This window comes from Amycolatopsis sp. FBCC-B4732 (assembly GCF_023008405.1).
GTDB classification, from domain to species: Bacteria; Actinomycetota; Actinomycetes; order Mycobacteriales; family Pseudonocardiaceae; genus Amycolatopsis; species Amycolatopsis pretoriensis_A.
Map to the genome: position 1 here is coordinate 9,156,924 of NZ_CP095376.1, position 20,043 is coordinate 9,176,966.

Sequence of the window (20,043 nt, forward strand, 5' to 3'; positions counted from 1 at the left end):
CTCGACCGGGTCGGGTCAGTCGAGGAGGGTGTCGAGGTCGATCTTGACCGGGAACGGCACGTCGGTGGTGAAGGTGCCGGTGACCGCGGAGGCGTCCAGGTAGCCGAATTCGCCGGCTTGGTGGCAGGCGACCAGCGAGATGGGCTCGGTGATGTCGACGATCCAGTAGTGCGGGATGCCGGCGTCGGCGTACTAGTCGTGCTTCACGTGGTAGTCGGTGCGCTTAGACCCCGGCAACACGATTTCGACGACAATGGCTACCTCTTCGGCTCGGAGCATGTCGTTGTCGTCATTGACTCGGGCGATCGCGGCCTTGTCGACGATCAGCAGGTCCGGGCGGCGGGAGAAGCCGGGTTTGCCCGCAGGCGCAAGGCCGAGATCCACATCCGTGTCGGGAACAAAGTCGAGGTGCTTCGGTAGCTGCGCTTCGATCTGTGCCACCAGCCGGTAGATCGCACGGTTGTGTCTGGGCTTGGGGCTGGGTGACATCACGACGCGGCCTTCCACGAGTTCGGTGAAACCTGTGTCGGTTTCACCGAGCGCCGCGTACTCCTCGATCGTCAGCAGGTGATCAGGGATCTCCCACTTACGAGCAGGGCCCGGCTTGGGAAGTGCAATCACAACGGCTCCTCACGTCGCCCGGCATTGTCTCACGGCTCAGGTGCAACCAAGAGTAACCGTAAGTGTCGCAAGCTTGTGACAGAACTCGCTCGATCAGGCCTTCTTCAGCTCCCGCGCGATCACCATCCGCTGGATCTGGTTCGTGCCCTCGAAGATCTGCGGCACCTTCGCCTCCCGCATGTACCGCTCCACCGGGAAGTCCCGCGTGTACCCCGCCCCGCCGAGGACCTGGACCGCGTCCGTCGTCACCTTCATCGCGCCGTCCGTGGCCACCAGCTTCGCGATCGACGCCTGGCGCTGGAACGGCAGCCCGCGGTCGCGCCGCCGCGCCGCCTCCAGGTAGCAAGCCCGCGAAGACTCCACCGTCGCCGCCATGTCGGCCAACAGGAACTCCACGCCCTGGAAGTCGATGATCGCGCGGCCGAACTGCGAACGACCCTTCGCGTACGCCACGGCCTCGTCGAGCGCCGCCTGGGCCAGCCCGACCGCGCACGCCGCGATCCCGAGCCGCCCCGAGCTGAGCGACGACAGTGCGATGCGGAGCCCGTCACCCGCCGAACCCAGCAGCCGCGACGCCGGTACGCGGGCGCCGTCGAAGATCAGCTGGGCGGTCGGGGAGCCGGTGAGGCCCATCTTCCGCTCGCGCGGTGCCGCCGAAAGGCCTTCGGTGGCCCCGTCGACCAGCAGGCACGAGATCTCGTCGGAGCCGGTGCGGACCATCGTCGTGTAGAAGTCGGCCACACCCGCGTGCGTGATCCACGCCTTCGTCCCGTTGACGACGTAGTCCGAGCCGTCCAGCCGGGCGCGGGTCGTCAGGGCCGCCGCGTCCGAGCCGGCCTGGGTCTCCGAGAGCGCGTACGCGCCCAGCAGCGAGCCTTCGAGCATGTCGGGGAACCACTCGTCGCGCTGCGCATCGGTCCCGTACTCCGCCAGCGCGTAGCAGGACATCGTGTGCACCGACAGCCCGACGCCGACCGTCATCCACGCGGTCGCCAGCTCCTCCAGGACCTGCAGGTAGACCTCGTAGCGGACGTCGCCGCCGCCCCAGCGCTCCGGGTACGGGAGGCCCAGCAGGCCGGACTTGCCCAGCAGGCGGAACTGCTCGCGCGGGAACTCCTCCGCTTCCTCGGCCGCTGCCGCGCGCGGGGCGAGCTCGTCGCGCGCGATCTCCGTGGCCAGGGCGACCAGGTCCTCGGCGTCCGAGTCGGGCAGCAAGCGTTCGGCGGGCATCGTCGTCCTCCAAACCAGTGTCTTTCGGGGGCTCCGGGTGGCGGAGCCCCCGGCCCGGGGCGGAGCTCCGGGATGTCACGGTACTGAAAACAGTACTGTGGGCCCGCTCAGAGTACAGTACGAGGGGCCTGGGGTGGCCGGATGACGTAGGAGATAGTGAGCCGATGCGCCCCGAAACCCGCCGACGGCCGACCGCGCGCCAGCGCGCCCTGCTCGCCGATCTGGAGGCGCTCTTCCTGGCCGAGGGCTTCGTGGCCTTCACCCTCGACGACCTCGCCGGGCGCCTGCGCTGCTCGAAGTCGACGCTCTACGCGCTCGCGCCTAGCAAGGAGCAGCTCGCGGTCAGGGTCGTCACCCACTTCTTCCGGGGCGCCGCGGAGCGGATCGAGGAGCGGATCGCCGGGATCGACGACGCGCGCAAGCTGATCGGGGAGTACCTGGCCGGCGTCGCCGAGCACCTGAACCGGGCGTCGCCCGCGTTCATGCGCGACCTCGCCGAGTTCGGCCCGGCGCGCGAGGCCTACCAGGTCAACAGCCGGTTCGCGGCCCAGCGGCTCCGGCGGTTCATCGACAAGGGCGTCGCCGAAGGGGTGTTCCGCGACGTCCACGCCCGGCTCGTCGCCGAGATGACCGGGCTGATCATCGAAGGCATCCAGACCGGGGAACTCGGCCGGCGCACGGACGTTTCCGACGCCGAAGCGTTCACCGCTCTGGGTGAACTGCTGCTCGGCGGGCTGAACAAATAGCGGACAGGAATTGTCAGCCTGAACTCCACTAAACTCCCGGCGTGATCGTCGTAGGCGGAGAAGCTCTGGTCGACCTGGTTCCCGGCGACCCCTTGGATTCCACTGTGGACGGTGGGCTGCGCGCGCTGCTGCCCCGGCTGGGCGGTGGTCCGTACAACGTCGCACTGGCGGCCGGACGGCTCGGCGTGCCGGCCTCGTTCCTCTCGCGCGTGTCGACCGACCGCTTCGGCGACGCGATGGTCGAGCGCCTGCACGCTTCCGGCGTCGACACCTCGCTGCTGCAGCGCGGCGACGAGCCGACGACGCTCGCCGTCGTGGCGCTCGACGCGAAGGGGGCCGCGCGCTACACCTTCTACGTCGAAGGCACCGCCGACCGGCTCGTCGCCGACCCGGGACCGCTTCCGGAGCGGGTGACCGCGCTCTCGCTGGGCACCCTCGGGATGGTTCTCGAACCCGGCGCGTCGGCGTACGAAGCGATGTTGCGGCGCGAGGCCGCGCGGGGCGTGCTGACCGTCCTCGACCCGAACATCCGCGAAGCGCTCATCACCGATCCGGCCGCCTACCGCGCCCGGTTCACGTCCTGGCTGCCGGACGTCCGGCTGCTCAAGATCTCCGACGACGACGCCGCGTGGCTCACCGGCGGCGCCGACCCGCTCGCCGCCGCGAAGACGTGGGTCGAGTCCGGTGTGGACGCCGTGGTGCTCACCCGGGGCGCCGACGGCGTCGCGGTGATCACCGCCGCAGGTGAGCTGGCCCACGTGCCCGCCCGGAAGGTCACCGTGGTCGACACCATCGGCGCGGGCGACACCGTCCAGGGCTCGCTGCTGGCCTGGCTGCACACCCGGGAGGTCACCGACCTGGCTTCTCTCGACGCCGAGGCGTGGCGCGAGGCGCTGGGGTTCGCGGCGAAAGCGGCGTCCATCACCGTTTCGCGGAGCGGGGCCGAGCCGCCGACTTCGGCCGATATGGCGTCCGGCGTGTGAACCTGGTCCCAAAGGGGCCCCCAGGAGCAACGCCACCGCTGCGCGAACACCAGTTCCTCGACTAGCGTAGAGAGGCATTCTTCATACCCCAGCGGGGCGGTGTGCAGCGAGGCGCCAGTGTTTCCTCGCGTGAACACGTGGCTACCTGTGAAACGTACAGGCGCCGCCGCTCCGTGCCGAACGTGAGAGGGACTTGCATGTCCGACGCGACGACTGCGGGGCAGTCCGGCGGCGAAACCGCGAAGCTGACCCTGCCGAGTGGCGAGCACGAGTTCAAGATCGTCCACCCGGTCGAGGGCGCGCCCGGGATCGAACTGGGGAAGCTGCTGGCGCAGACGGGGTACATCACCTACGACCCCGGCTTCGTCAACACCGGCGCCGCGTCGTCCGCCATCGCCTACATCGACGGTGACGCCGGGATCCTCCGCTACCGCGGCTACCCGATCGAGCAGCTGGCCGAGAAGTCGACCTTCGTCGAGGTCTCGTACCTGCTGATCTACGGCGAGCTGCCGACCCAGAGCCAGCTGGCCGACTTCACCGAGAAGATCCAGCGCCACACCCTGCTGCACGAAGACCTCAAGGCGTTCTTCAGCGGCTTCCCGCGCGACGCGCACCCGATGCCGGTCCTGTCCAGCGCGGTGTCGGCGCTGTCGACCTTCTACCAGGACTCGCTCGACCCGTTCGACGAGCCGAACGTGGAGCTGTCGACCATCCGGCTGCTGGCCAAGGTCCCGACCCTGGCCGCGTACGCGTACAAGAAGTCCGTCGGCCAGCCGCTGCTCTACCCGGACAACTCGCTCGGCCTGGTCGAGAACTTCCTGCGGATGACGTTCGGCTTCCCGGCCGAGCCGTACGAGGTCGACCCGGACGTCGCGAAGGCGCTCGACCTGCTGTTCATCCTGCACGCCGACCACGAGCAGAACTGCTCGACCTCGACCGTGCGCCTGGTCGGCTCGTCCGAGGCGAACCTGTTCGCCTCGATTTCGGCCGGCATCAACGCGCTGTTCGGCCCGCTGCACGGCGGTGCGAACGCCGCGGTGCTCGACATGCTCGAGGGCATCAAGAACGACGGCGGCGACGTCGCTAAGTTCGTCGAGCGGGTGAAGAACAAGGAAAAGGGCGTGAAGCTGATGGGCTTCGGGCACCGGGTCTACAAGAACTACGACCCGCGCGCGAAGATCATCAAGAACACCGCCGACGAGATCCTCGGCAAGCTGAAGGGCGGCGACCAGCTGCTCGACATCGCCAAGAAGCTCGAGGAAACCGCGCTTTCCGACGATTACTTCATCGAGCGCAAGCTGTACCCGAACGTGGACTTCTACACCGGCCTGATCTACCGGGCGCTGGGCTTCCCGACGAAGTTCTTCACGGTGCTGTTCGCGCTCGGCCGCCTGCCGGGCTGGATCGCGCACTGGCGCGAGATGATCAACGACCCGGCCACCAAGATCGGCCGCCCGCGGCAGATCTACACCGGCCACGCTTCGCGGGACTACACCCCGATGTCGGAGCGCTGACCCGACCGGCTCGAACCGAGCGCCCCGTCGTGCACCGGCACGGCGGGGCGCTTATCGTTTCCCGTCGTGACCAAAGAAGCACCCGTCGTCCTGTGGTTCCGCCGCGACCTGCGGCTGGGCGACCACGCCGCCCTGCTCGAAGCGTCGAAGCACAGCAAGCACGTGCTCGCGCTGTACGTCCTCGACGAGGCGCTCATCAAGCCGTCCGGCGCCGCCCGTGAGGCCTTCATGTACGGCTGCCTGGAGAAGCTGGACGAGCAGCTCGGCGGCCGGCTGATGCTCGTGCGCGGCGAGCCGGCGACCGAGGTCGTGAAGGCGGCGAAGAAGATCGGCGCGGCCGCGGTGCACGTCAGCGCCGACACCGGTCCGTACGGCCGCCGCCGGGACGCCGAGGTCGCGAAAGCTTTGGCGGAGAACGACATCGAGTGGGTCGAGACCGGTTCGCCGTACGCGGTGACACCCGGCCGCGTCACGAAGCCGGACGGCGATCCCTACCGCGTCTTCACGCCGTTCTACCGCGCGTGGACCGCGCACGGCTGGCACTCGCCCGCGGACACCGGACCGTCCCTTGTGGACTGGGTGGAACCGCCGCGCTCGCTGAAGATTCCCAAGCCGCCCAAGGTTTCCGCGACGCTGCCCGAGCCCGGCGAGCAAGCCGCGCTCGACGTCTGGCACGAGTTCCTCGACGACGGCATCGAGACCTACGACTCCGACCGCGACCGCCCGGACCGCGAGGGCACGACCCGGCTTTCGCCGTACCTGCGCTGGGGCTGCGTCCACCCGCGGACGCTGCTGGCGGACCTGACGGGCGACGACCGCGTCGGCGCGAAGTCGTTGCGCAGCGAGATCTGCTGGCGCGAATTCCACGCCGACGTCCTGTGGAACCGGCCGGAAACCGCGCGGAAGAACTACGACAAGCGGTTCGACGGGATGAAGCACGACGACGATCCCGAAGCGTTCGAGCGCTGGTGCGAGGGCAAGACCGGCTACCCGATCGTCGACGCGGGGATGCGGCAGCTGCTGGCCGAGGGCTGGATGCACAACCGCGTCCGGATGGTCGTCGCGAGCTTCCTGGTGAAGGACCTGCACCTGCCCTGGTGGCTCGGTGCGCGTCACTTCATGAAGCACCTCGTGGACGGCGACCTGGCGTCCAACCAGCTGAACTGGCAGTGGGTCGCGGGCTGCGGCACGGACGCGGCCCCGTACTTCCGGATCTTCAACCCGACGACGCAGGGCGAGAAGTTCGACCCGAACGGCGACTACGTCCGGAAGTACGTGCCGGAGCTGCGCTCGGTTTCGGGCAAGGCGGTGCACAAGCTGAAGGAGCGGCCGGCGGAGTACCCGGAGCCCATGGTGGACCACGCCCAGGAGCGCCAGGTTTCCTTGGAGCGGTACGGCAAGATCACGTCGTGAGCGTCAGCCGCGCAAGGCCTCCGACAGCTTGATGCGGCTGCCGATGCGCAGGACGCTGTTGCCGTAGATCCTGCCGCCGAGCCAGGTCAGCAGCGCGACCGTGCCGAGCGTCAGCACCAGCGACAGCCCGATCTCCCACGCCGATGCCGCGCCGGTCGAAATGCGGGCCGGCATCAGGATCGGGGACAGCAGCGGGATCAGCGAAACGACCTTCGCCGCCGTGCCCGAAGGGTCCTGCAGCAGCAGGTTGAAGCCCGCGACGAAGCCGACGATCAGGATGATGTTCAGCGGCCCGACCACCGACTGCGTGTCCTCCTGCCGCGACACGAGCGAACCGAGCGCGCCGTAGATCGTGGCGTACAACAGGAAACCGAGCAGGTACCAGAGCAGACCCCACAGCACCGCGCCGGTCGCGAAGCCGGACAGGGTGAACACGCCCGTCACCGTCGCCGCCAGCAGGCCCACCGCGCCGAGGATCACCAGCTGGGTCAGGCCGACCAGGCCGATCCCGATCACCTTGCCCAGCAACAGCTGCCACGGCCGGACGCTGGCGAGCAGCAGCTCCACGACCCGGCTCGACTTCTCCTCGACCACGCCCTGGGCGACCATCATCCCGTAGGTGATGATGCTCATGTACAGCAGGAACGCGACGATCAGGCCGAGGACCAGCCGCTGCGTGTGGTCGGCGGGCTCGGGCGAGAGGGCGTCGTCCTGCACGTGGGTGCTGCTCACCTGCGCCATCACGGCGGCCGGTTCGAGCTGCGCGGACGACAGGACGCCGTCGAGTACCTGCTGCTGGGCGACCTGGTCGAGCACCCGGCGCAGCTGGTTGTCCAAAGCGGACTTGTAGGTGGCGGTCAGCTTCGCCGCGCCACCGGAGACGAGCGCGTCGAGGTCGCCGTCCTCGACCTGCTCCCGGCCCTCGGCCGGATCCGTCACGGTGACCGTCTCGACCTGGCGCCCGGCCTGCGCGGCGGCGACCTGCAGCTGCTTGGCGATCCCGGTCGCCTGCCCGGTCAGCCCCACCACGCTCTTGTCCGCCGAGCCGGCCAGCGCGGTCTGGAACCCGACGTAGCCGAGCAGCAGCACCAGCAGCACCGCGGTGCCGATCACGAACGAGCGCGTGCGCAGCCGCGTGTTCAGCTCGCGCTTCAGCACCAGCCAGACGGCCCGCCGTCCGCTCAACGTCTTCATCGTTCCCCCTCTTCGGCCACCGCGTCGCGGAACAGCTCGGTCAGCGAGCGGCGACGGCGGCTGAACTCGGTGACCGGCCCGGTCCCCAGCGCCGCGGCGAGCACGGCCTGGTCGTCGGCGCCCGGGTCGAGGTCGAGCACGGTGGTGGTGCCGGTGGTCTCGACCACGCGCACGCCGGGCAGGCCCGCGGCCCAGCCGGGCCGCGCGTCCGGCGCGGTGATCACGAGCTTGCTGCTCGCGCCCGCGGTCAGCTCGCCGACCGTGCCGACGGCGACCATCCGGCCCGCACGGATGATCCCGACCCGGTCGCAGAGCCGTTCGACGAGGTCGAGCTGGTGGCTGGAGAACACCACGGGCACGCCGGCCGCGGCCTTTTCCCGCAGCACCCCGCTCATCACGTCGACGGCGAGCGGGTCGAGGCCGGAGAACGGCTCGTCGAGCACCAGCACGGCCGGGTCGTGCACCAGGGCGGCGGCCAGCTGGACGCGTTGCTGGTTGCCGAGGCTCAGCTTCTGCACCTCGTCCTTGCGGCGCTCGGCCAGCCCGAGCCGGGTGATCCACGCTTCGGCGTTGCGGTGGGCTTCGTTGGTGCTGAGCCCGTGCAGCTCGGCGAGGTAGACGAGCTGGTCCAGCACCTTCATCTTCGGGTACAGGCCGCGTTCCTCCGGCATGTACCCGATGTGCGTGCGCGTCTCGTGCGTGACCGGCCTGCCGTCGAAGCGCACCTCACCGCCGTCGGCGGCGAGCACCCCCAGCGCGATCCGCATCGTCGTGGTCTTCCCGGCCCCGTTGCTGCCCACGAAGCCGAACAGCTCCCCGGCGCGGACGTCGAAGGTGACGCCGTCCAGCGCCGTCTTCGCGCCGTAGCGCTTGGAGATCCCGTCGATCTCCAGCATCCCGTCGGTCATGCTCCCCCCTCGCGGTACACCCGGGTGGACAGCGGCGTGAACGGCTCACGGCTGAAGACCGCCTCGACGGGCAGGTCGAACACCGCGCAGATCCGGAACGCCAGGTCCAGGCTCGGGTAGTGGTCGCCGCGCTCGAGCGCACCGATGGTCTGCGGGTTGACTTCGACGGCGCTCGCGAGCGTGGCCCGGGTCATCCCGCGCTCGGCCCGGAGCACGGAAAGCCGGTTGTGGATCGGCAGTTCCTTGCCGCGTCTGACCGGGCTCATGGCGTACTGTTGCAAAAACCCAATGACCCGTCAAGTCAATCGAACGTCACGCGAGCCCGGCCAGCGACTTGCCGACCAGCTCCGCGACGCGGGCGCGCGCGGCTTCCGCGTCCGCCGGGATCAACGCCAGCCGCGTGCGGCGCTCCAGCACGTCGTCGACGTCCAGCGCGCCTTCGTTCCGGACCGCCCACACGACTTCCGCCGCCGTGATCCCGGTGTCCGGGGTCAAGGGAGCCGCGAACTCGGTGTCCAGCTCGCCCAGCGCCGCCACGCGCGGGGCTTCGGTCCCGTACCGCGCCACCAGCCGAGCCGGAGCGTCCACAAGGGACAGTTCCGCACGCGGAGCCGCGCCCAGCAGCGGCAACCGTGCCGTCCGGCACGGGGTAACGGGCAGGCCGGCCAGCCGGATCGCCGCGTCGACGGCGTCCTCGGCCATCCGGCGGTACGTCGTGAGCTTCCCGCCGACGACGGTCAGCAGCCCGTCGGAACCGGCCAGCACCGCGTGCTTCCGGGACAGGTCGGCCGACCGGCCGCCGCTGCCTTCGACGAGCGGGCGCAGGCCCGCGTAGGACCCGGCGACGTCCGCGCGGGTCAGCTGTCGCGAAAGGACCGAAGAAGCCAGCGACAGCAGGAAGTCCACATCGGACTCGGGAACCGCCGGTACGTCGGGGATCGCGCCCGGCACCGGCTCGTCCGTGAGTCCCAGGTAGACGCGGCCGTCCGGCTGGGGGAGCAGGAAGACGAACCGGTTGGTCTCGCCGGGCACCCCGATGTTGACCGACGTCGTGCCCATCGGCACCGTTCCCGGCGCGAGCACCAGGTGCGAGCCGAGCGACGGCCGCAGCCGGACCGAGCCCGTCAGCGTGCCCGCCCACACGCCCGTCGCGTTGATCACCTGGCGCGCGCGGATGTCGAACGAGTCGCCCGAAACACCGTCGACGACCGAGACCCGGTCGGCCGAAACCGCCGAAGCCGAGAGCCGCGTCAGGATCCGCGCGCCGAACGAAGCCGCCGTGCGGGCCAGGGAAACGACCAGCCTCGCGTCGTCGACCAAGGCGCCGTCGTAGGCCAGCAGGGCGCCGCGCAACCGGTGCGGGGAAAGGCCGGGCGCGAGCGCCAGCGCCTCCGCCGCGGGGATCGACCGCGGCCGCGGCAGCACCGACGACGGCGTCCGCGCCGCCCGGCGGAGCGCGTCGCCCGCCCGGAGACCGGCCGCCACGAGGGCCTGCTGGGCCCGGGAAGTGCTGGGGTACAACGGGAACAGCTGCGGCATCGCGCGCGTCAGGTGCGGCGCGGTCCGCGTCATCATGATGCCGCGCTCGACAGCGCTTTCATGGGCCAGGCCCAGTTCCCCGTGGGCCAGGTAGCGGAGGCCGCCGTGGACGAGCTTCGAAGACCAGCGTGACGTCCCGAACGCGAGGTCGTGCGCCTCCACCAGCGCCACCGAAAGCCCGCGTGAAGCGGCGTCCAGCGCGATACCCGTGCCGGTGACACCGCCGCCGACCACGACGACGTCGACGCGCTCGCCCGCGGCCAGCTCGGCGAGCTCGCGTTCCCGGCGCCGCGCGTTGAGGGAGCCGGACGTCATGGTTTCAGCGCCGCGTCGAGCACGTGCGTGAACTCCGCCAGCAGCGCCGCTTCGTCGACGTCCGCGGTGGCCGGGCGCAGCGAGAACGCGAACGACTGGACCACCAGCAGCACCGCCCGCGACTGCGCCGCGACCGGCGCGCGCCGGATCGAGCCGTCCTGGTGGCCGGCCGCCAGGAGCTGGTGCATGGCCTGCTCGGCGAACTTCTGCGTCGCGCCGAGCCGCTCCACGATGTAGGGCAGCACGAGTTCGGGGTCGACGTCGAGCAGCGTGCGGAACAGCGGGTCGGCCGCCAGCGCGCGGACGCCGGCCGAGGCGATGAGCACGAGCCGCTCGCGGCTGTCCGCGGCGTCGGCACCGCGTTCGCTCGCCGTGCGCAGCAGCCCGCTGAACTCGCGGGTCATCAGCGCCGCGAGCACGCTGCGGACGTCGGGGAAGCGGCGGTAGACCGTCATCCGGCTGACGCGGGCGGTTCGGGCGATTTCGGCGAGTGTGGTGCGGCGCACACCGACGGCCAGCACGCACGAGCGCGCGGCGTCGAGCAGCACGTCATCGGCCACTCGGGTCGCCGTCTGACGGCTGCGGGTGTCCGCCAGCGCGGAGGGTCCGGCCGGCTGCGTGGTGTGACGTTTCACGTCCATATGTCACACTGTAGTCGTGAACGCGCTCATTGACCACCGCCTCCGCCGGTCCTGGACCGCGGACGCCGCCGACGCCGCTCAGCTGCCCGCGCGAGCGGCCAAGTGGCTTGAACAGCGTATCGGCCGAACGGCCCCCGGTGCTGCCCCGGCGGGCGAATTGCCGGTGGAAATACCGTCACGGAAACTGGACGAATCTGCTGCTGCCGCGTTGTCGGAAGTGGTCGGCGCCGAGAACGTGCTGGTCGACGACGCGGCGCGGCTCGCGCGGGCGACCGGGCTGTCCTACCTCGACCTGCTGCGGCGCCGGTCGCCGTCGGTGGAGTTCCCGGTGCCCGACGCGGTCGTGCTCCCGGCCGACGCCGACGAGGTCCAGGCGGTGCTCGAGGTGTGCGTGCGGCACGACATCGGCGTCGTCCCCTTCGGCGGCGGCACGTCGGTGGTCGGCGGCGTCGCGGCACTGCGCGGCGACAAGACGTCGGTGATCGCGCTCGACCTCGTCCGGCTCGACGCGCTGGTGTCGGTCGACGCCGAGTCGCGCATCGCCGTGCTGCAGGCCGGCGTCCGCGGGCCCGAGGCCGAGCGCCTCCTCGGCGAGCACGGCCTGACGCTCGGGCACGTCCCGCAGTCGTGGGAGCGCGCGACGATCGGCGGCTTCGCGGCGACGCGCTCGGCCGGGCAGGCGTCGTCCGGCTACGGGCGGTTCGAGGACATGGTCACCGGCGTGCGGCTGGCGACCCCGCGCGGCGAGTGGAAGCTCGGCGTGGCGCCGGCGTCGGCCGCCGGGCCGGACCTGCGCCAGCTCGCGATCGGCAGCGAGGGTGCGCTCGGCGTGATCACCGAGGTCGCGCTGCGGGTACGGCCGGCGCCGGCGGTCCGCCGCTACGAGGGGTACGCCCTGCCCGGCTGGGAAGCCGGCCGCGAGGCGGTCCGCGACCTCGCGCAGCACCACGCGCTCGCCGACGTCACCCGGCTGTCCGATGTGGACGAAACCGGGGTCTCGCTGGCGCTGAACGCGGGCCTCAAGACGGCGGCGCTGCGCCGCTACCTCGCCGCACGCGGGGTGCGGCGGCCGTGCTTCCTCATCGTCGGCTGGGAAGGCACCGCGCACGAGGTCGCGGTGCGCCGCCGCGAAACCACGCGCCGGCTGAAGGCGCTGGGCGCGGTGCGCGTCGGCAAGGCGCTCGGCGAGTCCTGGCGGCACGGCCGGTTCACCGGACCCCGGCAGCGCGACGCGTTGCTGGACCGGGGGATCTGCGTCGAGACGCTGGAGACCGCGGCGTACTGGTCCACTGTGGACGAACTGCGGGACGACGTCCGCGCGGCGCTGACGGCCTCGCTCGGCCGGGCGATCGTGATGTGCCACATTTCCCACGCGTACGAAACCGGCGCGTCGCTGTACTTCACGGTGCTGACGGCCCGCGACGAAGCCGACCCGGTCGGGCAGTGGCAGCGCGCGAAAGCGGCGGCGTGCGAGGCGATCACCGGGCTCGGCACGATCTCCCACCACCACGCGGTCGGCGTCGACCACGCGCCCTACCTGAGCGCCGAGATCGGTTCGCTGGGCGTGGAAGTGCTGCGGGCGGCGAAGTCCGCGGTCGACCCGACCGGGATCCTCAACCCCGGGAAGCTGATCTAGGGGAAAGTGCGCCCGTCCGGCGGTTCGACGACCTCGCAGGCGACGCCGGGACCGTCGGCCGGCTCGCCTTCGAGCTCGGCGGCCCGCGCCTGCGGGACGTCGGCCACGCGCACCGGCTTGCCGTCGACCAGCAGCGGGTACCGGATCGGTACCGCGCCGATGTAGGCGAGCACGTCGGTCACCCGGCTGCCGTCTTCGAGCGTGATGTCCGGGTCCGTCAGCCGCACCAGGTGGTAGCGGTTGCCGCGGCCCTCGCAGACGTCCAGCACCGCGAGCTGGTCCGGCGTCACGAACCAGACGGCGTGCTCCTCGACACCCGGCAGCGCGGTGAGCGTGGCCGGGCGCTGGCCGTCGCGGAACCGCAGGCCGGCCGCCCAGACCGCGGCGAGGCCGTCGCAGCGCGCGTGCGCCACGACGACCGGGCCCGCGAGCCCGAGCTCGGCCCGCATCCAGCTGATCTTCGACGGGTTCGCGTTGGAGCCGTACGCGAGCACGGCCTGCCTGTCCCGCCAGCCGGCCGGCGCCGTGGCCAGCGGGTGGCCGGCACCCTCGGTGTGGACGAAGGAGAAGCCCGGCCGGGTCCCCGGGTAGGGGTCGGCCGGGTAGTCCTCGTCGGCGAAGAGGGTCAGAACGTCACCACGCTGCGCAGGACCTCGCCGCGGTGCATCCGCTCGAAGGCCTGCTCGACGCCGTCCACGCCGATCCGCTCGGTGACGAACTTGTCCAGCGGCAGGCGGCCCTGCAGGTAGAGGTCGACGAGCATCGGGAAGTCCCGGCTGGGCAGGCAGTCGCCGTACCAGGACGACTTGAGCGAGCCGCCACGCGAGAAGAAGTCGATCAGCGGCAGGTCGTTCAGCCGCATTTCCGGCGTCGGGACGCCGACGAGCACGACGGTGCCGGCGAGGTCGCGCCCGTAGAACGCCTGCCGCCAGGTCTCGGGGCGGCCGACCGCGTCGATGACGACGTCCGGGCCGAAGGAGTTCGTCGCGTCCTGCATGGCCTCGACGACCTGCTCCTCGGAGAGGCCCCGGCTGTTGACGGTGTGGGTGGCGCCGAAGTCCTTGGCCCACGCCAGTTTCCGGTCGTCCATGTCGATCGCGACGATCGTGGTGGCGCCGGCGAGCTTCGCACCCGCGATGGCGGCGTCCCCGACCCCGCCGCACCCGATGACGGCGACCGAGTCGCCCCGGGTGACGGCTCCGGTGTTGATGGCGGCCCCGAGCCCGGCCATGACCCCGCACCCGAGCAGCCCGGCGACGGCGGGTTCGGCCTCGCGGTTCACCTTGGTGCACTGTCCGCTGTGGACGAGCGTCTTCTCGAGGAAGGCACCGACGCCGAGCGCGGGCGAGAGCTTGGTGCCGTCTTGGAGCGTCATCGGCTGCGTGGCGTTGAAGGTGGAGAAGCAGTACCACGGCTTGCCGCGCTTGCAGGCCCGGCAGGTGCCGCAGACCGCGCGCCAGTTGAGGATGACGTAATCACCGGGCGCGATGTCGGTGACCCCGGCCCCGACGGCCTCCACGACCCCGGCGGCTTCGTGGCCGAGCAGGAACGGGAAGTCGTCGTTGATCCCGCCTTCGCGGTAGTGCAGATCGGTGTGGCAGACCCCGCAGGCCTGCACGTTCACGACGGCCTCGCCGGGCCCGGGATCGGGCACGAGCACGGTCTCGAGCGACACGGGCTCGCCCTTCGCCCGCGAAACGACCCCCTGCACCTCGTACGGCATGTCAATCCACCTTCCGGCTTCTGGTCCTGCCCGCAGCTAATCACGGATCACGCGGAGATGGCGACATCCGCATGAGTGAGCTTCGGTGGCGAAAGCGCAACGGGTTGCGTCATCCGCAACTGGCCAGCCAGGCGGTGATGGCGGCCAGGTCGCCGTCGGTGAGCCCGGTATCCGCCGCGACGGTGTGGAGCAGCGCGGGACCCGGGTGGTGGTTCGCGACCCGAGCCCGGTCGGCGCCGGTGGTTTCGTCGTCGATCCAGACGAACGGAGACCCCGCCGCCCGCTCGACGATCCGCTCGGTTTTCCAGTGCCGGCCGCCGGCCGCGGGCTCGTCGGGGAAGTCGAGCACCGGAAGCGGCGGCAGGCCCAGCAGCGGGGCTACGCACTCGTTGGCGTCCTCGAACCAGGTGGTGGCCCAGACGAGGTCGCACCCGAGGGCGAGCAGCCGCGGGCCGAGGGCCGGATCGACCCTCCCCAGCAACGGGTTGCCCAGGTCGGCGTCGGTGAAGGTCCGGTAGTCGCCGGTGCGCCGCCCGAACGGGATCAGGGGACCGTCGACGTCGAGGAACAGCAGCGGCCGGGCCATGGTGACGGCAGTGTGGCACGGGGTGTGCCTCCGGCCCCCGGTTTCCACGCTACCGGGAGGGACCGACAGTTCACTCCGGCTTCGGCAGGTCCATCGACGCCAGCCGTGCCGGGTCGGCCACCGCGGCGATGCGCGCGACCCGGCCGTCCGCCACCACGAACGCCACCACCGACAGCGGCGAGCCGTCGCCGCGCCACGCCACCACGCCCGGCAAGCCGCCGACCAGGACCGTGCGGCCGCCGGAAGCCGCGCCGAACTGGGCTCCCGCTGCCACCTTCGTCGCTCCCAGTACCACCACCACGCCGCCCGGGGTGTCCACCGTCAGCTGGACGTCCGGGTCGAGGACCCGTAGCAGGCCCTCGACGTCGCCGTCGTGGGCCGCGCGCAAGAACGCCTGGACCACTTCGCGCTGCGAGGAACCTCCCGCCGCCGGAGTCCGGTCCGCGGCTCGGACCTTGCGGCGGGCGCGGCTGGCCAGCATCTTCGTCGCTCCCCGACGACTTGCCCAGGATGCGGCCGAGCTCCTCGAACGGGACCGCGAACAGGTCGTGCAGCACGAACGCCAGCCGCTCGGCCGGGCCCAGCGACTCGAGGACCACCAGCAGCGCCAGGCCCACCGAGTCCGCGCGGGCGACGTCCTCGGTGCCGTCGTCGATCGCCACCACGATCTCGTCGTACGGCGACTCGGGGCGTGACTTGCGCGAGCGCAGGACGTCCAGGCTGATCCGGCCGACCACTGTGGTCAGCCAGCCGTCGAGGTTGCCGATGGCCGCCGCGTCCTGGCGGGACAGGCGCAGCCACGCCTCCTGGACCGCGTCCTCGGCGTCGGCGTGCGAGCCGAGCAGGCGGTGCGCCACCGCGAGCAGGCGCTCGCGCCGGGCTTCGAACGCTTCGGCCAGCGTGTCGAGCATGTCGTTACCGTGGAAGCACGGCTGAAGAGCGAGAGCAGCCCCGAGGTCGTCGGGGCGATCCAGCAGCTGTTCAAGGCGGTGCACGGCGCCGGCGTCGATCCGCTGCTGCTCGAGCTGGTCCACCTGCGGGCCAGCCAGATCAACGGCTGCAGCCCGTGCGTTCACGCGGGTGTCGCGTCGGCGAAGCGGCAGGGGGAGACCGACGACCGGCTGCACAACGTCGTCACCTGGCGCGAGACGCCGTTCTTCACCGAGCCGGAGCGGGCGGCGCTCGCCCTGACCGAGGCCGCGATCCGGATCCAAGACGGCCAGCCCGGCGTCACCGACGACATCTGGGCGGCCGCCGCCGAGCACTTCGACGAGCCGCAGCTGTCGGCGATCGTCCTGAACATCGCGCTCACCGGCTTCTTCAACCGGATCAACCGCGCGATCCGCGAGCAGGCGGGCAAGGCCTGGTGAAGCCGTGAAGGCCACATCCCCGGGGATGTGGCCTTCACGGACTACGCCGGGGTGATGATGTACGCGACGCCGCCGGGGCCGCCCGCCACCGTGCCGTCGGCGCGGTAGCGCTTCGTCCGCTGCCAGATCTTCTCGAACTGGTCGCGCTTGTAGACGTTCCGGACGCGGTCGTTGCTGCTGGCCGCCGGGTCGTTGGCGATCACGTCGCCGTCCTTCGTGAACCCGACGACGACCATGATGTGCCCCGCCGTCCCGTAGCCGGCGCCGTCCAGCTCCGAAGCCAGGAACGACTGCGACGTGATCACCGGGATGCCGCGGGCGATGTAGTTCTCCAGCTCGTTCAGCGAGTGCAGCCGCGTGATGTGCCCCTTGAGGCCGCGCGACGCCGCGTAGGCGGTGTTGAACGGCCAGTTCCCGGTGCCGTCGTAGGCGTGGTCGTAGGTGTAGCGCGCCGCGAACGCCACCTGCGGGTCGACGTAGTCGGCCGGGATCCACGCCATCTCTTCGGGGGACGGCTTCTTGCCCCAGTACTCGGCCACCATCTCGGTCGACGTCGGGCTGCACCAGGCTTCACCGCCCCCGCCGTACTGCGGGAACTGTCCCTTGTGGAGGTTCTGCGCGTAGGCGGGCACCTTCAGCTCGATCCCGGTGGCGCGCCCCGGCTTGGTCGGCTGCACCTCGAAGCGGTCCGGCACGGCGGACGTCATCGCGCCCAGCAGCGACACCGACGGCGTCGCGCCTGAGCCGGCTTCGCGGTAGAGGCTGATCCGCAGCTTGTACGACTTCAGCGTCACCCCGGCCTTCGTGACCAGCGTGTCGACGTCGACCAGGGCGTTCGCGTCGTCCTGGCCGTCGACGCTGGTGCGCAGGATGTCGGCGTCCCCGCTGGCCCAGCGGCCCATCACGTACCAGCCGGTCTGGGCGCCCGCCGACGTCCGGCCCTGCGCTTCGACCTGCAGCCACGTCTTGGCCGGCGTCTTCGCGTTCCAGGACGCGACCAGCTGCGTCGCGCCGAAGCCCTGCCGGTACGAGGGCGACGTCCACTGGCTGTACTCGTACGTCCGCGTGGTGCCGAGCTCCGGCTCGGTGTGCTGCACCGAGCCGATCGGGCGCGTGATGCGCAGGCCGTCGCGGGTCAGCGCGAGCCCGGCGAAGTCGCCTTCGTGGAAGCGGCCGCCGGTCCACTCGTGGTAGTCGACGGCTTCGTCGTCGCGCGGCCCCGCTTCGGCGACCTGAACGGTTACGGCTGTCAGCACGACAACCGACAGTAATGTGAACAGACTGCGCACCCGCATCGCGGCTCCTCGCTCGACCCACCCAGTAGGCGAGGATTTTCGCCGGTCCGGCGAGGTATGTAAACAGGTACCTACAGGACGGCCTGCGTCTGTGTCACTTTCGCGACCAACTTGCCGTCGTCACCGTTGATTTCCGTCTCCACCACGACGAACTTGCGCCCGGCGTGCAGTGGTCTGGACGACGCAACGGCGTAGCCCGAACGCACCGCGCGCAGGAAGTTCGTCTTCGACTCGACGGTGGTCGTGCCCTGTCCGCCCTCGGGCAGGTTGAGGAACGCGCACACGGCGCCGGTCGAGTCGGCCAGCGCCATGAGCGCGCCCCCGTGCAGCGCACCGCCGAGCGTGCAGAGGCTCTCGTCCCACTTCAGCCGGCTGCGGACGAGCGCGGGCCCGTGCTCCAGCACCTCGACGCCGAGGCGTTCGGAGAACGGCATGGAGCGGTGGAAGAGCTGCGTGCCCTCGGGATCGGTCATGCCCCGCAGCCTGCCCGAACCCCCGCCGCCGGTCGATTACCCCGCAGGTAGCCGTCAGGCGAGCGGGTTGACCAGCAGCAGCTCGGTGTTGTGGTCCGCGGCCGCGCCCACGCGGCCCGGGTCGGTGTGGATGTCGTTGTAGGACAGTTCGCGGTACAGCGACGCAAGCGCTTGCGGCGTCCGGTCCCCGTAGTCCACCGCGTACGGCGCCTCCGCCTCGATCAACGTCGTGAACAGCGACAACGTGCCGTCCGCGTTGTCCGCGACCTCGACGATCCGCGCGTGCTGCGGGAAGTCGACGTGCGAAGCGGTGTTGATCTCCCAGAAGCCCTGCTTCGGCGTGCCGCCGGCGTGCGCCGTGATCTGGTTGCGGTGCGTGTGGCCGTTGACCCAGGCCAGCACGTTCGGGAACCGCTTGAGCAGCGCCACGAACGCGTTGCCGTCCAGGCGCGGGTCGAGCAGGTGGCGCGAGTCCGGCAGCAGGTTGCCCATCGAGCCGCTCGTGTGGTGGCTGAACAGGATGAACAGCTCGTCGGTGACCGAATGGGTGACCTTGCGGCCGAAGAAGTCGTAGTACGCCGAGCTGTTGCGCTTGAGCGTCGACTCCACCCAGTTGTACTGCGCGAGCCCGATCGAGCCGTCCGCGAACCCGGCGTCCGTGGTCGTGTCGAGACTGATCCCGGTGATGCCCGGGGCGATCCGGAACGTGTAGTAGATGTTCTTGCCGTCGGCGTTGGCGCTGCTGAAGCCGTGGCCGACCGGGCCGGGCCCGGTGTTGGCCGCGTCGAGGTGCGCGCGGACGAACTCGCCGGTGGTGAACGGGCGGCGCCGCGCGTCCGGCGTGATCTCGCGGATCGTGCCGGAGCCGCCGAACAGCTCCGCGACCGGAATGCTCGAACCCGGCTTCTGGATGGCCGCCGCGAGCTTCTTCGCGGTGGTCTCGTCCTTGCCGATCACCTTGTACCTGCCGGTGTACCAGGCGTCGATGCCGGGGATCTGGGCCGGCAGCGAGCCGACGATGCTGTCGTCGTGGTTGCCGAAGGTGCAGAACCACGGCACGTCCAGGCCCGGGGCGGTGAACGTCTTCAGTGCCGCTTCGAGCAGGCCCGGCAGCTGCGGGAAGCCCTTGGCCGAGTAGTCGTCGCCGACGCCCGGGATCGACGGGTTCCAGTACTCCTTGTTGCCCGAGCTCTGGACGCCTTCGTACGCGTTCGCGTCGCCGGAGTTCGGCGTGACGCTGCCGCCGTTGAGGACCTTGAGGAACCAGTCGAGCTCGATCAGCTCGTGGTTGTCGGTGTTGTCGCCGGTGGTGACCATGAGGTCGAACGGCCGCCCGGTGAACGGGCCCTGCCGCACGCTGTTGACGCGCTCGACCAGCGCGCTGGTGGCGACGGTGCCGAGCGCCTCCTGCGGCCGGTGCGCGGAGCCGATGAACGGGTGCAGGTACTCGAACCGCGCGGGGCTCTCGGTGTCGGTGATGTGCAGGTCGGTGAACTGCACGAACGCGCTGAGCGCGCGGCGGCGGTCGTCGCGCCCGGTCTGCGGCGCGGCGAGGTCGCTCCGGACGACCAGCGGCCAGCCGGGGCCCGCGGACAGCCGCGAGTAGCCGGTGCCCGACGCGGTCGCGACCTGCTCGAGCGTGGTGCCGGTGGTGCTGACCGACCGCGTGCCGGTCAGCCGCAGCGCGCGGTCGAGGGCGTTCGCGGTGGGCGTGCAGAGCAGGAGCCCGAGACCGGCGGCGCCCGCGGTGGCGACGGTGCGCCGGGTGAGTTCGGCCATGGTTGTTCGCTCCCCAGTCTTCTCGGTTGCCAGCACCGTGCCGGACGCCGATGACCGGACGGTGAACGTGACATTTC

Annotated in this window: 18 protein-coding genes and 2 pseudogenes; 6 read left to right on the plus strand and 14 right to left on the minus strand. The window is 70.9% G+C overall.

Annotated elements, in window-relative coordinates; all coding sequences use genetic code 11:
• Positions 1 to 15 precede the first annotated feature (15 nt).
• Positions 16 to 621: pseudogene (locus MUY14_RS41615) on the minus strand (Uma2 family endonuclease).
• Between the two features lie 93 nt (positions 622 to 714).
• A complete protein-coding gene (locus MUY14_RS41620; RefSeq protein WP_247018008.1) occupies positions 715 to 1,851 on the minus strand; it encodes an acyl-CoA dehydrogenase family protein in 1,137 nt (378 codons plus the stop codon).
• A gap of 164 nt (positions 1,852 to 2,015) precedes the next feature.
• Here MUY14_RS41620 and MUY14_RS41625 point away from each other — a divergent pair, with 164 nt between their 5' ends.
• From MUY14_RS41625 to MUY14_RS41640, 4 genes are all read left to right on the plus strand, one after another.
• The gene (locus tag MUY14_RS41625) at positions 2,016 to 2,597 is read left to right on the plus strand and encodes a TetR/AcrR family transcriptional regulator (RefSeq protein WP_247018010.1); all 582 of its coding nucleotides are present in this window, start codon (positions 2,016 to 2,018) and stop codon (positions 2,595 to 2,597) included.
• Positions 2,598 to 2,638: 41 nt separating this feature from the next.
• On the plus strand, positions 2,639 to 3,580 hold the full coding sequence (locus MUY14_RS41630; RefSeq protein WP_247018011.1) for a carbohydrate kinase: 942 nt from the start codon (positions 2,639 to 2,641) through the stop codon (positions 3,578 to 3,580).
• Between the two features lie 197 nt (positions 3,581 to 3,777).
• On the plus strand, positions 3,778 to 5,094 hold the full coding sequence (locus tag MUY14_RS41635) for a citrate synthase (RefSeq protein WP_247018012.1): 1,317 nt from the start codon (positions 3,778 to 3,780) through the stop codon (positions 5,092 to 5,094).
• A 66-nt stretch (positions 5,095 to 5,160) separates the two neighbouring features.
• Entirely contained in the window at positions 5,161 to 6,507 is a 1,347-nt protein-coding gene (locus MUY14_RS41640; RefSeq protein WP_247018013.1) for a deoxyribodipyrimidine photo-lyase, read from the plus strand.
• Positions 6,508 to 6,510: 3 nt separating this feature from the next.
• Here the strand turns inward: MUY14_RS41640 and MUY14_RS41645 are convergent, their stop codons facing one another.
• From MUY14_RS41645 to MUY14_RS41665, 5 genes are read right to left on the minus strand one after another with little or no spacing between them, the layout of a single operon-like run.
• Positions 6,511 to 7,701, minus strand: a complete 1,191-nt coding sequence (locus MUY14_RS41645) for an ABC transporter permease (RefSeq protein ID WP_247018014.1) — start codon at positions 7,699 to 7,701, stop codon at positions 6,511 to 6,513.
• The gene (locus tag MUY14_RS41650) at positions 7,698 to 8,609 is read right to left on the minus strand and encodes an ABC transporter ATP-binding protein (protein WP_247018015.1); all 912 of its coding nucleotides are present in this window, start codon (positions 8,607 to 8,609) and stop codon (positions 7,698 to 7,700) included. Before MUY14_RS41650 ends, MUY14_RS41645 begins: the two co-directional genes overlap by 4 nt.
• Positions 8,606 to 8,875, minus strand: coding sequence for a helix-turn-helix transcriptional regulator (locus tag MUY14_RS41655; protein ID WP_247018016.1), 270 nt, complete (start codon positions 8,873 to 8,875; stop codon positions 8,606 to 8,608). Before MUY14_RS41655 ends, MUY14_RS41650 begins: the two co-directional genes overlap by 4 nt.
• Before the next feature lie 46 nt (positions 8,876 to 8,921).
• A complete protein-coding gene (locus MUY14_RS41660; RefSeq protein WP_247018018.1) occupies positions 8,922 to 10,463 on the minus strand; it encodes a glycerol-3-phosphate dehydrogenase/oxidase in 1,542 nt (513 codons plus the stop codon).
• Complete coding sequence (locus MUY14_RS41665) at positions 10,460 to 11,023, minus strand: TetR/AcrR family transcriptional regulator (RefSeq protein WP_247025495.1); 564 nt, start codon at positions 11,021 to 11,023, stop codon at positions 10,460 to 10,462. The genes MUY14_RS41660 and MUY14_RS41665 overlap by 4 nt, the downstream gene beginning before the upstream one ends.
• A gap of 97 nt (positions 11,024 to 11,120) precedes the next feature.
• On the opposite strand from MUY14_RS41665, the gene MUY14_RS41670 reads away from it, so the two are divergent.
• Positions 11,121 to 12,740, plus strand: a complete 1,620-nt coding sequence (locus MUY14_RS41670; protein WP_396126623.1) for an FAD-binding oxidoreductase — start codon at positions 11,121 to 11,123, stop codon at positions 12,738 to 12,740.
• On the opposite strand, the gene MUY14_RS41675 is transcribed toward MUY14_RS41670, so the two are convergent.
• The 4 genes and pseudogenes from MUY14_RS41675 to MUY14_RS41690 form a co-directional block, all read right to left on the minus strand.
• Positions 12,737 to 13,273 (minus strand): gamma-glutamylcyclotransferase family protein, encoded by a 537-nt coding sequence (locus MUY14_RS41675; RefSeq protein ID WP_247025497.1) that lies wholly within the window; start codon positions 13,271 to 13,273, stop codon positions 12,737 to 12,739. The two genes, MUY14_RS41670 and MUY14_RS41675, sit on opposite strands and share 4 nt — an antisense overlap.
• A gap of 92 nt (positions 13,274 to 13,365) precedes the next feature.
• A complete protein-coding gene (locus MUY14_RS41680; protein ID WP_247018020.1) occupies positions 13,366 to 14,463 on the minus strand; it encodes an S-(hydroxymethyl)mycothiol dehydrogenase in 1,098 nt (365 codons plus the stop codon).
• A gap of 109 nt (positions 14,464 to 14,572) precedes the next feature.
• Positions 14,573 to 15,049 carry an HAD domain-containing protein gene (locus MUY14_RS41685; protein WP_247018022.1) on the minus strand — a complete coding sequence of 159 codons (477 nt, stop codon included), beginning with the start codon at positions 15,047 to 15,049 and terminating at the stop codon, positions 14,573 to 14,575.
• Between the two features lie 70 nt (positions 15,050 to 15,119).
• Positions 15,120 to 15,960, minus strand: a pseudogene (locus tag MUY14_RS41690) (sigma-70 family RNA polymerase sigma factor).
• Between MUY14_RS41690 and MUY14_RS41695 the strand changes: the two are divergent.
• Positions 15,880 to 16,419, plus strand: coding sequence for a carboxymuconolactone decarboxylase family protein (locus MUY14_RS41695; RefSeq protein WP_247018024.1), 540 nt, complete (start codon positions 15,880 to 15,882; stop codon positions 16,417 to 16,419). The pseudogene MUY14_RS41690 and the gene MUY14_RS41695 sit on opposite strands and share 81 nt — an antisense overlap.
• A gap of 41 nt (positions 16,420 to 16,460) precedes the next feature.
• Here MUY14_RS41695 and MUY14_RS41700 read toward each other — a convergent pair whose 3' ends face one another.
• From MUY14_RS41700 to MUY14_RS41710, 3 genes are all read right to left on the minus strand, one after another.
• Complete coding sequence (locus MUY14_RS41700; RefSeq protein WP_247018026.1) at positions 16,461 to 17,714, minus strand: C39 family peptidase; 1,254 nt, start codon at positions 17,712 to 17,714, stop codon at positions 16,461 to 16,463.
• Between the two features lie 71 nt (positions 17,715 to 17,785).
• Entirely contained in the window at positions 17,786 to 18,187 is a 402-nt protein-coding gene (locus tag MUY14_RS41705) for a PaaI family thioesterase (protein WP_247018028.1), read from the minus strand.
• A 54-nt stretch (positions 18,188 to 18,241) separates the two neighbouring features.
• Positions 18,242 to 19,966: a TIGR03767 family metallophosphoesterase gene (locus MUY14_RS41710; protein ID WP_247018030.1), complete on the minus strand. Its 1,725-nt coding sequence runs from the start codon at positions 19,964 to 19,966 to the stop codon at positions 18,242 to 18,244.
• Between the last annotated feature and the right edge of the window lie 77 nt (positions 19,967 to 20,043).